This is a genomic window from Dictyobacter vulcani (genome assembly GCF_008974265.1).
GTDB lineage: Bacteria > Chloroflexota > Ktedonobacteria > Ktedonobacterales > Ktedonobacteraceae > Dictyobacter > Dictyobacter vulcani.
This window is the reverse complement of sequence record NZ_BKZW01000001.1, coordinates 2,783,260-2,795,706: the sequence shown is the minus strand read 5'-3', so window position 1 is coordinate 2,795,706 and position 12,447 is coordinate 2,783,260. Positions and strand designations below refer to the sequence as shown.

The window sequence follows — 12,447 nt, the reverse complement described above, 5'->3', positions numbered from 1 at the left end:
CTGCTTTATCCTCCCTTCTCATATCTTGCCCCATAAGTATATTCTTGCATCATAATACTTGCATCGTTGATTCCTGGTTAGTATAATGAGTCAGGAATAACAAAGCACAACGCGCTATAGATGGAATGTGGAAGGGATTTGTGGAACGTATGGCTCGCCTCAAGAAAATTTTGCTGATTAACTCAAACAAAAATATACCTCCAACTCAACAACAGCTACCACCGATTAAAACGGATGATCTCCCCTGGGATGTATTTCCCGTTACCGATGAATTCGCGACCCAGTATACAGATTGGGATAAGGAACTTTCTCAACCCGTTCCTGCCGCCCGCTCACGCACGCAGGAATTATCGTTGCCAGCCCGGCAGAATCATCAAACACGGCTCATCCGGATCCTGATTTTTACCTTTAAGCATCTTATATTTGCTCTCGATGCCCTGGTATTGGCGGCACTGAGCTATTTATGCTTTAAAGATCAGCGTCCCTATCTTTTTCTATGCTGGTATGTCATCCTCATCTTCTGGGGCTGCCTGGCCATCCCACCGGTTCGCCATCTCTTACAACGCACCGGCCAGACAATCACACGCTTATGCTCACTTGCAAGAGGGCAGCATGCTGATACAGCCAGTAACCTCGATCGCAGTCCTCGCATGCGTAAGTTACAGGATGATACTGGAGCCTATATGCAGGCGTTGCGACGTATGCATCGTACTGGCCGCCATTAAGCGTATTTGGCCGCTAGTAAAGTTTTTTCTGGACTCTCACACAATTTTATGTTAAAATAACATAATGTAATAATATAACAATGTGTTATCTCGTTATTGAGATCGCAATGAAGGTTTAACGCTTCTTGCCACGCTACCTATCTCTGAACAGCAATAGAGATGGGTAGCCTTATCCATCAGCAGTGCAGGAAGTTTTTTGCTATAACAGCATAATTGGAGAGAGACACAGGATGGAAAATCAAACGATAGCTTCTCCGCTATCTGCGGTCCAGCAGTATGCTGAGCAGATTCGTGGCAATGTTGCACGGGTAATCATTGGAAAACTTGATGTTATCGATCTTTTGCTGGTGGCGCTTTTAAGCGATGGACATGTGTTGTTGGAAGATGTGCCAGGCATGGGTAAAACGGTGCTGGCGAAATCACTGGCTCGCTCGTTAGGAGCAACCTTCCAGCGCGTCCAGGGTACTCCCGATCTGTTGCCAACCGATATTATCGGAGTTAGCTATTATGATCAAAAACAGAATGAGTTTGTCTTCCGCCATGGTCCGCTCTTTGCCCAGATTCTGCTGGTGGATGAGATCAATCGGACTACTCCACGTACCCAATCAGCCCTTTTGGAGGCTATGGCTGAACGCCAGGTGACGGTTGAACGGGATAGCAAGCAGTTGCCGCGTCCTTTCCTGGTTATGGCTACACAGAATCCAGTTGAGCTTGAGGGCACGTTCCCGCTCCCTGAGGCTCAGCTCGACCGTTTCTTGCTCAAAGTGCAGATGGGCTATCCTGAGGAACAAGAGGAGCAGGAAATCCTGCATCGCTTTAAGCAGGCTGAGCCATTAGATACACTGCAACCGGTCGTCAGTGCGGCCGAGTTTGCGGGCTTGCAGAAAGCCATCCGCTCAGTACAGTGGCAGCCAGAGGTTGAACGCTATCTCTTGAAAATTGTACGTGCTACGCGCCAGCACGATGCGATCCAGTTAGGGGTGAGTCCACGTGGTACCCTGGCCCTCTATCGAGCCTGTGAAGCCTATGCCGCCATCCAGGGTCGCGATTTCGTGCAGCCGGATGATATTAAGTATCTGGCTCCCTTTGTGCTGACTCACCGTATTCTGACCACTAATCGTAATCGCATGCGTGGTCGCAAGAACCATGAGATTATTACAGAGGTTGTACAGGGGATTGAGGTTCCGGTTGAGACGATTGCGTCGCCTTCAACGGCAAGGTAAAAGGATATGAACATAGAAGAAGATAGCCATCTTCCACCAATTGACATACCTGCACGCATACTCAAAAAACACCATTTCTGGTATTATCTGGCCGGAGCATTGATCATTCTTGGCGTACTGACACGGCAACCGCTGCTGGGTCTGGCCGCGACCTTTACCTTTCTCATGGGCGGTGTACCGGAGATCTGGTATCGCTATGCGCTGCGTCATTTGCTGGTGCGCCAGACCGTGGATCGCCCGCATTTGTTCTTTGGGGAACAGGTTACCCTGTCAGTGACCATTGAGAATCGCAAGTTTTTACCGCTCCCCTGGCTGCGCCTCGAAAATTCGATTGTGCCTCCCCTTACGCTTACGGTAAAGGGAGACCATGGCAGCCGCCTGCAAACAATCAAGCGCGATACCTTGATCAGTACCTGGCTGCTCTGGTCATATCAACGCGTCACGCGCCGCTATCGCATGCGTTGTCAGACCCGTGGCTTCCACCTCATGGGTCCTGTTCAACTCCAGTGTAGTGATCCCTTTGGTTGGTTGGAGCGTGACATGCTGCTACCTGCCAATGAGACGCTGCTGGTGTATCCCTTAATCATTCCCATCGAGGAATTAGGGCTACCAGCCGTCTTTCCGATGGGTGAACAGGTTGGGAACCGGCAATTACTTGAGGATCCACTCTGGTTTGCGGGCAATCGGGAATATCAGCCAGGCGATGATCCACGCAGGATCGATTGGAAGGCCACCGCGCGGGTCGGTGCATTGCGCAGCAAACTCTATGAATCTACCACCGAGCGCCGCCTGCTGATCCTGCTGGATACCTGGACCTATTCAAATGAACACAAGGGCAAGGATCTCGAGTTGCAGGAATATTGTATCTCGGCCGCCGCCTCTCTAGCCATCTGGGGCCTGGATGAGGGCTATATGGTTGGAGTCTTGACCAATAGCGCGATGGTGACCGCCACACATGCGTTTAGTAGCGAGGTAGACACCGAGCAAACCCAGGATGAGCAAGCCGCCCGTAAATCAAATGCGACAACCATCTCACCACCAGGAATCAGCATTCCTTTTGCCAGCGACCATACTCAGTATCAACAGATTCTGACGACCATGGCTCGTCTGGTACCTGCTTATAATATCCCGATTGAACGCATGATTGAGTTGGAAGATGCTGTGTTCCAGCAAGGTACGACGATCCTGCTGGTCAGCCCGCTCAATACCTTGAGCGAGAATACCATCATGTATCTGCAGGAGCGACGCAGCGATGGCGTCGCGGTCAATATTATTCTGGCTGGTGAACTGGAGGAGGGCAAAGAGTTGCCTGACACAGAGAACCTGAGTACCTACCATATTGGCGGAAAGGAGCAGTGGCGTGAGCATATTCAGGCCGTCGGGGACGGACAAAACGGCATCAGCGGTACCAGCACGCATAGCCTCCAATTGGATTGAGTTTCTGGCCGTGCCTATCGCTTCGGCTTTGATGGAGGCTCAACCCATCTACCTGTTCCTGCAATTGCTGTTCAGGCGCTTTACCGATTCCTATAATTATCTGGATGTCGGTAGTATTACGCTAGTCTTGCTGGGACTGCATTGGTGGGCTATCTGGGACTTCTATGGTCGCGAACGCCGCGGGGAGAAGTGGGATTATAACGCGGGTTTACGGGTAACATGGTTTGATGCGCTGGCGATTGTGCTGGCCCTACTCATTCTGGGCCTGACTCATTGGTATGCCATTGATAATACCTATGTAATAATACTCATGCTTATCCTGGTAGTTGGGGGATGGAAGCGCAGTGTTGATCGGGCCAGATCTGCCTTTAACGAAGAGCAACTGATCCTGGCCTTTAAAATAGGACTGGGCGTCTTGATGGCGGTACTGGTATTATCACTATTCCAGGATCAGGAAGCAGGTTATAGTGTCCTGGATGATGTGCTCAACCACCTACCCATCTTTTTCCTGTCTGGCTTTATCGCACTCTCTTTTACACGCGTTGGAGCGGCGCGCAAAGAACAGGCACGGCATGGCCAAAGCTATGCTGGCGAGGGCAGCAACAAATGGGTCAAGGCCCTGACCAGTATCTGGTTACTGCTGATTGTGATGAGCATCGCCTTTGAGGTTGTACCAGGAGATGTACTGCTCTTGCTGCTCAGTCCATTCTGGTGGCTGTTCGGACTCCTGGCAAGCGCATTATTATTCGTGATTAATATCGTTGTCTATGCCATCGCCGTCATCCTCAACTGGCTGCTCACTCAGCTAACCCATCTGGTCGGAAAACCGGTTATCCCTCTTATACCTACACATATGCCCGATCGCAGTAAACTGCTCCCCCCACTCGATCGCCAGCACCATATCCCACCTATCATAACCTTGAGTCTAGATCTGCTGGTAATAGCTATCGTCGTAGCATTACTGCTGGCGCTCATCTTCTTTATGCGCAAACGGCGTGTCGCTGCTGTGGAGAAGACACTGGCGGATGAGGATGAGATACGCGAGGGACTGGATGTCCAACAGATTCGCCAGGAGCGGCGTCTGGAACGCCGTCAGCGTCGCATAGATACTACTGAGTCTGAGGCTTTGGCTACCGCTTCGGTACGGGTCCGCTACCGCGCTTTTCTGCAGGCGATGGCCGAGCAAGGTAGTGCGTTTGAGCATAGAAAACAGGAAACCCCACTTGAATACCAGAAACGGCTCCTGGCACTGGCGCAGGCGAAGTTACCAGCTGAGGCCAGTGGACAACCATCAGATCCAGCTATTCTAGCCGAACTCACACAGGCCTATAATCAGGAACGCTATGGCGCGAAAGAAACGGCCAGCGAACGCCTGAACTATCTAAAGCAATGGGTTCCACACCTGCTGCAACGCCTGAAAACCCATCTGGTCAATACATCCGCACCCACACAAAAGCACCCCTATCAACCCTCACGCTGGGGTGAAGATTAACAGTATAAAACAAGGATCCCGCGTGACCGAATTGGCACGCGGGATCCTTGTTTTATGCTACGCCAGGAAATCTACGCTTTTGCTGTTTGCTCTGATAGCCCATGGAACGGCGGTTGTAGTCTTCAACTGCGCGCAAGTATCTTTCATACCTGCGCTCCAGATCCTGAACCGAAGCACCTTGCTGCTCAGCCTGTACTAACTCATACCACCTCTGTTCCATCGCTTGATGAGCATGTTCTAGCTCAGCTGGGATCATGGGAATATCTTTCTTAGCGCAGTATCCCGGAAAGCTCACTGTACTTGAGGCTTCCAGGGATACGTGCACTACTAAAAGGGTCAGGAAGCTTTACTGTTCTGTTTAGACTCTCTATATTCAGCCGTTAATTGCTGCAACATCTTCTTGGCTCCCAGGAAGCTCATGTTGGCGGCATCTTCTGGAAAGACTTTACCCAGGTGGTCACATAACTTACGAATACTGGAGAGCTGTTGCTCGGTCGCACTGGCTGGCGTATCATTATCCGCCGGGCGGTTCCCATTCGTGGCCGGTGCGTTATGAGCAGAGCCATTGTTTGGGTTCGCGCTCGGCCGTACTGAGACCAGCGAGGAAGCGGGACCACTCTGGGAACTCCCGTTAGCGCTGGCGACTGGTTGACGGTCAACAGGACTATCAACAATCCGATGGGCTTCTTCCCACTCATCACCGGTGAACTGTGTGCCATACCCTAACGCGGCCAGGGCGCGACCTATCGCGCCGGTCTCAGCCTTTTCAATAAAATCCCCAAAGCTGGCGGCCTTCTCCGATTTGGTGCCGGTAGCCATACCGCCAACGCCATCGCGAACGGTCGCACGGAACACACAGAATCCCTTGGCCTGCTTGATAACTTTCTCGCTACGCCGCCGTTCCGCGTTCCAGGCGAAGGCCTCTTCCTCGGTATCGCGGTCCATATCCAGATGGAGCATTTCAGTCTCGATCACGCCATGGGGAAAGGCAGAACGGAACCATACAAGCCTCCATTGGACGGGCAAATAGTCCTTGGATGTCTGACCAGATCGTATTTGCATCAGGTGATCATTGGGATTAAAGATGCGGGGCGTTGTTGCCTGCTCTTCTTGAACTTTCCCATTGGTTTGATCGCTCATTCATCGCTCCTTTTTAGAAATTTTGTTCTATTATTCTAGAACATGTGACCCATTATGTCAAGTATCAGAACGTATCTTTGAGTTCCAACTACACATGGCTATTCTTTTTTGGGAATTGAAAAATGGTAGTAAGCAAGAGAGATCTTTTTATGGATGGCCTGGCTTATTGCTAAACATATTTGTTTACCAGAGAGGGTAATTTAAGGATTTTTGTCTCCTATTTATAATGGCAATGAGACAGAAATTTTATTGCGTCACAGTTATACTTGTAGTAGAAGCATATGTATGCGGCCTTCATAGGATGTTACATATCATCGATCAGTGTAGCTCAAGAATTACTTGAGTACCCTGGGAGGTGCCAGAGCTTCTCGTATTGTATAAATCAAAATCTGGAGCGAACCGGTACATGTCAGCAGAAGATTTTTCCGAGCCGGGCTGACAACACATACAACTTCTTATGTGTTGTCTTTGCGCGTGACAGGATTTTGCAGTACACATAGTGTTAACTAGCGGATGCCCTGGTTAGAAGATGTTGTGAGATAAAAGGAGACACTATAATGAGACATTCGACATCTCATGGTTCAGTTTTTTATATTCTCCCACCGCACATGTTGACCTCTCTGGCACAACATGGTACTCAAGAACAGCGCACGATGGCTTTGCAAATGCTGGGCCATGATCATTCTATCCGTACTATTCGTATGGCTCAGGGACTGCTCAGCAGCAAGTATGCTGGTGCACAGTCTGCGCTTTCCACGGATAAAGCTCTTTATCGCACGATCTATGATGTCCATGGCCAGTTAGCACTGCCGGGCGATCAGGTACGTGGTGAGGGACAGGTTCCTACGCAGGATATTGCCGTCAATGAGGCTTACGATGCCATGGGTTGGACCCATGCATTCTATCTCCAGGTCTTTGGCCGTAATTCAATCGATGATGCTGGTATGCGCCTCGATGCATCGGTACATTATGGCACGCTGTATAATAACGCCTTCTGGAATGGCGAGTGCATGATCTTCGGCGATGGCGATGGTCAGCTTTTCAATCGCTTCACCTGTGCCGTCGATGTCGTTGGACATGAAATGACGCATGGTGTAACCGAAGATGAGTGTAAACTGGCATACGTCGGACAGTCCGGGGCCCTCAATGAATCCATCTCAGACGTCTTCGGCTCTCTGGTCAAACAATATGCGAACCATCAGACCGCTGATCAGGCCGACTGGCTGATTGGTCATGGCCTGTTCACACAGAAAGTTCATGGCGAGGCACTACGCTCGATGCGTGCCCCGGGTCAAGCATATGATGATCCCCTGCTGGGCCGTGATCCACAGCCTTCACATATGGATCATTTTGTACAGACCGTTGAGGATAATGGTGGCGTGCATATCAACTCGGGTATCCCCAATCATGCCTTCTACCTGGCCGCGACCGCCATCGGCGGCTTTGCCTGGGAGAAAACGGGCCGCATCTGGTACGAGACCCTGCGCGATCCACGCCTGCGCCCGACCGCAACCTTCCGCATGTTTGCCCGCCTGACACTCACCAACGCTGAGCGGATCTTTGGCTCAAATAGCCCTGAGTTATCTGCCGTCCGTGATGCCTGGTCACAGGTTGGAGTACAGATTCCAGCCATGGTCCGGGAGTATTAAGATGCAGATCCAGATGCAAATTGAGGGAGGCTTCGCCCAGATTCCAGCCCTGGCCAAACCCAAAAAGCTGGATAGTGTCTCACTCTCGGCCCAGGACGCCGACGAGCTCAAGCACCTTGTGCAGGCCGCTAACTTTTTTGCCCTGCCCGCTGTACCAGCCACCCCCCACGTGGTGCGGATTATCGTACCTATCGCATCACCATCGGGGATAATGGCCAGCGCCATACCATCCAATTGAACGATCCAATCACCGATCCTCAACTGCAGGCCCTGATGTCATTTGTACAGCAGCATACCTCTTAAACACCAGCATCTGCTCCCAGCATAACCCAGACTTCATTGAGAGGCCCGACCCTTAATCGGGCCTCTCATCCAAGCCGTGTAGCGGCAGCGCTTGTCGCTGCAACCTGTCGGCGTAAGCGAAAGCAACCACCGTCCCCCCGCAAGCTCCTCCGCTGTGTACATGCACAATTGTGTCTCCCATGTCATATAATTGAGGTTCACAGTACAATACTCAATCTATGAATACTCGCGAGTAAGCGAAGGGATAACCATGGGTACAATAACTATTTATAATGAGATCCAAAACGCTCTGGCTCACGGCGAAAAAGTAGTCATTGCCACCGTCGTCAAAACCATGGGGGCGGCCCCCTGTCCCATTGGTAGTAAAGCCCTGGTGCACATGGATGGCTCAATGTATGGCAGTTTCGCTGGCCCACAAACCGATGGCAAAGTAGCTCAGGAAGCATTGAAAATATTACAGGCCGGCCAGCCTGCCTCGGCCCATATCCATCTGGATGCGGATAAAGGCGAGGCCGTAGGGAGTTGTGGTGCCACGCTGGAAGTTTTCTTTGAAATTTTACGGCCCGAACCACGCCTGATTATTGCTGGCGCTGGCTATGTCGCGCAGGCCTTATCTCACCTCACCGCCAGACTCGATTTCCGCATCATCGTGGTCGATGATCGCCGCGACCTCGCCGAAGCGAAAGCCTTTGATCCTCAGGTCACCATTAACTTTGGCGATATCCCCGGAACGATCCGCACCCTTGAGCCTGACGAAGCCTCCTGGATCGTGATCGTGACCCGTGGCCATAATCTCGACAAAGATGCGCTCCGGGCGGCCCTCGCTACCAGAGCCGCATACATTGGCATGATTGGCAGTCCCAGCAAAGTCAAACGGATCTTCCGCGAGTTACTCGATGAAGGTATCCCACAGGAGCGCCTCGCACAGGTTCACGCTCCCATCGGACTCGACCTGGGTGCTGAAACTCCCGATGAAATTGCCCTGAGTATCGCCGCCGAAATCATCATGCTGCGCAAAAATGCCAGCGGCGCTCCTCTCAAAACCATGCATCATCTCCTGACAGAAACGCTTCGAGATGGAGCTAGCTGACGCCACGGATGTAGCGAATGGTGACGGTACCCAGAATACAATACACGATAGCCATCACAAATAAGATCTGGTAGCCCTGAACGGGATTGCCACTACGGGCAAAGCTATCAAGCAAAGGTCCACCCAGAACCGGGGCCAGGATCTGGGGTACCGCGAGCGAGATATTCCAGACACCCATATCACGAGCGAAGTTTTGTTTGGATGGCAGAGTGTCGGCAACCAGGGCCCAGTCGACACTCTGATAGGCACCATAGCCCAGACCAAAGACGGCTCCAGCAATCATCACGATCAGCAGCGAATGCGTCACCACAAAGACCAGCCCCACGGCGGCCATAAAACCACCAGAGAAATAGACCATCAACTTACGCCCATAGCGATCAGATAGCCAGCCAGCGGTCAGAGCACTGACCAGGCTGGTTAAAGCCACCACAATCGCGAAGTTGCTGGTCTGCTGCTCAGGATGAGGAGCCTGGACCACGTCGCGCATATAAAACTGTAAAAAGGTCTGGATCGTGTAGATGCCCATCATCATTAAGAAGCGCGTAAATAAGACCCAGGCAAAATCGGGATCGCGTCGCGGATTAAAGTCGAACAGGCGCAGAATACCAACTGTCGCCACCATTTCCAGCAGGACTTGTAAACCGTCATTACTGATCTTTATGCCAGCAAGACCCTGCATATTCCAGACGACAACCAGTCCCCAGACCACCAGCGCGACCAGCAGTGTTCCGGCAATCGTCATTAGCCGTGAGTTAGTCAACCAGCGCGGCAGAATATGTCCAGCTACTGCTTCTTTGACTGGTACGTCTTCATGAGTAGTATTACGCTCTTTTACCACTAGAATCGTAATCAACATAAAGACGAGCAGTACCACGATAATCATGGTATAGATTATCCAGAGATTGTGTTGATATTGCGCCAGCGGCAATGAGGCATTCACAAACATACCGGCCGCGATCACGCCCCCGATATTGCCCATCAATAAGAGAAATCCCATAATGCCAGAAGCCAGACCACGCTGATTGGTTGGCACAATATCTGGTAGGAGTGCGTGGAAAGGAGCCTGAGCCATATTGCTGGCAAACTGCACCAGCATATAGGCCAGGGCCAGCGAAGGAATATTGGGAGCCATAGCCATCCAGATCAAGCCAGCCACATTGAGCAGTGTTCCGAGCAAAATATAGGGACGCCTTCTGCCCCAACGCGCCAGCCAGCCACGCGTATGATCGCTGGCCACGCCCCAGAGCGGATTAGTGGCCAGAGCAATAAAGGCACCCGGTACCAGAATATATGCCAGAGCCTCACCTTGATGTAGCTGTCCAACCAGCTTAAATACCTGGCTCGGCAAAATAATCGTACCAATAGCCGCCCAGTGGAAATTCAAGGCAAACCAGAAGATGCTAATCGCAACAATCTGACCCCAATGCAATTTCCCCGACGCCAGCCCAGAATCCTCTGCAGGAGAAACTGTCTCTCCCCCTTGATCTACCATAGTCATACTCCAATGGCCCCTTCCCTGAGTCTTATCTACGCATCTATTCAATCCATCCCAGGCAATCTCTAACCATATCCCCATCCCCCAACGGAACGTCTGGCTAACCCTATACGCGCCACTTTTCATTACCTTCTTGTGAGTGTGGTGAGCTTGTTGGGCGAGCGCGCTCGCCCAACAAGCTCACCACACTCACAAAATAAAGCGAGCGCCGCAGGCGCGAGGCGTCAGGCAAATATATACACATGGCACCACCTAAAAAATAACATAGGTAAACATTCTCGCAACAGTGTCATTTGTACTATTACAACTATCGCAGCCCAAAAAATGGGATCCCTGGACAATGAATTCGTAGATAAACAGAGCAGTGAAAATCTACTTCTCCAGATTGCCCCCTTGCATGTATTAGCAATGCATACTATCATACACATTAAGCGCTAAAGAAGTGTTTTTTTATTGGAGTTAAAGATGATTACTCTCCCACTGGCTTATCGGTTGAGCGGAGGCTGGCTACATATTGGCCCGCCATATATTTACATTGATATCGATCCCATCCTCGTACAACTGGGACCATGGCTGGCGGTTCGCTGGTATGGACTGATGTATGTGGTTGCGATCATGGTTGGACTATGGGTTATCAAAGGCTACACAACTCGTAAGGGCATTGACCAGGATATGGTCTATCGCATCCTCTGGTGGTGTATTGCAGCTGGACTTATCGGTGGACGACTTTATTTTGTCATTCAACAGCCCAATCTTGTTCAGGGCTATCTTTTACAGCCGCAGCGTATCCTGGCGACCTGGGAAGGTGGTATGGCCTTCTATGGCGCTATTTTCCTGGTGATTCCTACCTTGATCTGGCGCGCCAGAGTTGAGCGTATCAATCCGCTGGTGTTGATTGATGCGGGCGTACTCTTCGGAGCCGCAGGCCAGATCTTTGGCCGTATCGGCAACCTGATCAACGGCGACATCATCGGCTATCCCACCACACTCCCCTGGGCAACCGTCTATCAGAATCCTCATAGCTGGGCCTGCCTGAATCCTGATACCTGTAATGTACCGGTACAACCGGCCGCTGGCTATGAACTGCTGATCAATCTGTTCGTGCTGGGCCTCATGCTCTATCTGGCAAAAAGAGTACGCCGTCCAGGTATCCTGATGCTCGTCTACCTGTTCAGCTATACCATTTCGCAGTTCTTGATCTTCTTTACGCGCGCCAATGATATCGTTAGCTTCCTGGGTATTAATGTTCTGAAACAGGCCCAATGGACCTCGCTGATCGTCTTTATCTTGCTCCTCCCTCTAACCTACTGGGTCTTGCGTAGATCCACGCCAGTACCAGTTGGCGAGGTTGCTGCTACCTATGGTATTCCACAAAAGCCTCAAACTGAGCTGGAGACCAAAGTACTTACCGAGGAAACAAGTGAGATACCAGCCAGTGAAACAGCAGTAACTCCAGAAGAGCCCGCCGCAGCTGAGGAAACAGATAGCACCGAGACGGTTGCTGATCAGGCCGTCAGCCATGAGGAAGTGGCGGACACCAATCAGGAATCCACTACCTCCGAAACAACTTCAACCCCTGAAACGCTGGCAACAGAGGAAACTCCAACTGCCACCGTTGCAGATCAGGACGTTGAAAAGCCTGCGGAGACTGACGAAGCCGTGGATGTTAATGATCTTCCAGCCGTCCCAAAGGATAAAGAAACTCCTCAAAAAGCCTGAGTACGCTCGAAACCAACAGAGGACTCGAAGGATAATGACTATCCAACGAGTCCTTCTGCGTTTTATATCGCTCTATCTGATTAACACCTTGATTTCTTTTTCTGTGACACAATTCAATCATGTGAGTGCAAACACATGGAGAATTATGGCATATAAAGATACATCTCACCTCAC

The 12,447-nt window shown here is 51.1% G+C and carries 12 protein-coding genes; 9 read left to right on the top strand and 3 right to left on the bottom strand.

Features of this window, described 5'->3' with window-relative positions:
• Window positions 1-140: 140 nt before the first annotated feature.
• From KDW_RS11760 to KDW_RS11745, 4 genes are all read left to right on the top strand, one after another.
• Window positions 141-725, top strand: coding sequence for a hypothetical protein (locus KDW_RS11760; RefSeq protein ID WP_151756129.1), 585 nt, complete (start codon window positions 141-143; stop codon window positions 723-725).
• A gap of 230 nt (window positions 726-955) precedes the next feature.
• Window positions 956-1,948, top strand: coding sequence for an AAA family ATPase (locus KDW_RS11755; protein WP_151756128.1), 993 nt, complete (start codon window positions 956-958; stop codon window positions 1,946-1,948).
• Between the two features lie 6 nt (window positions 1,949-1,954).
• Complete coding sequence (locus KDW_RS11750) at window positions 1,955-3,385, top strand: DUF58 domain-containing protein (protein WP_151756127.1); 1,431 nt, start codon at window positions 1,955-1,957, stop codon at window positions 3,383-3,385.
• The gene (locus tag KDW_RS11745) at window positions 3,309-4,877 is read left to right on the top strand and encodes a DUF4129 domain-containing protein (RefSeq protein ID WP_151756126.1); all 1,569 of its coding nucleotides are present in this window, start codon (window positions 3,309-3,311) and stop codon (window positions 4,875-4,877) included. The genes KDW_RS11750 and KDW_RS11745 overlap by 77 nt, the downstream gene beginning before the upstream one ends.
• A 52-nt stretch (window positions 4,878-4,929) precedes the next feature.
• Here KDW_RS11745 and KDW_RS11740 read toward each other — a convergent pair whose 3' ends face one another.
• Together KDW_RS11740 and KDW_RS11735 are read right to left on the bottom strand one after the other, a co-directional pair.
• Complete coding sequence (locus KDW_RS11740; protein WP_151756125.1) at window positions 4,930-5,133, bottom strand: hypothetical protein; 204 nt, start codon at window positions 5,131-5,133, stop codon at window positions 4,930-4,932.
• 80 nt (window positions 5,134-5,213) lie between these two features.
• Entirely contained in the window at window positions 5,214-6,017 is an 804-nt protein-coding gene (locus tag KDW_RS11735) for a hypothetical protein (protein ID WP_151756124.1), read from the bottom strand.
• Between the two features lie 557 nt (window positions 6,018-6,574).
• Between KDW_RS11735 and KDW_RS11730 the strand changes: the two genes are divergently transcribed.
• The 4 genes from KDW_RS11730 to KDW_RS11720 all read left to right on the top strand — a co-directional run bounded on the left by KDW_RS11730 (window position 6,575) and on the right by KDW_RS11720 (window position 9,059).
• Window positions 6,575-7,666: a M4 family metallopeptidase gene (locus tag KDW_RS11730; RefSeq protein WP_151756123.1), complete on the top strand. Its 1,092-nt coding sequence runs from the start codon at window positions 6,575-6,577 to the stop codon at window positions 7,664-7,666.
• Entirely contained in the window at window positions 7,614-7,904 is a 291-nt protein-coding gene (locus tag KDW_RS11725; protein ID WP_503826627.1) for a protealysin inhibitor emfourin, read from the top strand. Before KDW_RS11730 ends, KDW_RS11725 begins: the two co-directional genes overlap by 53 nt.
• Window positions 7,862-7,969, top strand: a complete 108-nt coding sequence (locus tag KDW_RS35860; protein ID WP_371876253.1) for a hypothetical protein — start codon at window positions 7,862-7,864, stop codon at window positions 7,967-7,969. The genes KDW_RS11725 and KDW_RS35860 overlap by 43 nt, the downstream gene beginning before the upstream one ends.
• A gap of 250 nt (window positions 7,970-8,219) precedes the next feature.
• The gene (locus tag KDW_RS11720; protein ID WP_151756121.1) at window positions 8,220-9,059 is read left to right on the top strand and encodes an XdhC family protein; all 840 of its coding nucleotides are present in this window, start codon (window positions 8,220-8,222) and stop codon (window positions 9,057-9,059) included.
• On the opposite strand, the gene KDW_RS11715 is transcribed toward KDW_RS11720, so the two are convergent.
• The gene (locus KDW_RS11715) at window positions 9,052-10,557 is read right to left on the bottom strand and encodes an MFS transporter (RefSeq protein ID WP_162005156.1); all 1,506 of its coding nucleotides are present in this window, start codon (window positions 10,555-10,557) and stop codon (window positions 9,052-9,054) included. The two genes, KDW_RS11720 and KDW_RS11715, sit on opposite strands and share 8 nt — an antisense overlap.
• Window positions 10,558-11,019: 462 nt before the next feature.
• Here KDW_RS11715 and lgt point away from each other — a divergent pair, with 462 nt between their 5' ends.
• Window positions 11,020-12,273, top strand: coding sequence for a prolipoprotein diacylglyceryl transferase (gene lgt, locus KDW_RS11710; RefSeq protein WP_151756119.1), 1,254 nt, complete (start codon window positions 11,020-11,022; stop codon window positions 12,271-12,273).
• Window positions 12,274-12,447: the final 174 nt, after the last annotated feature.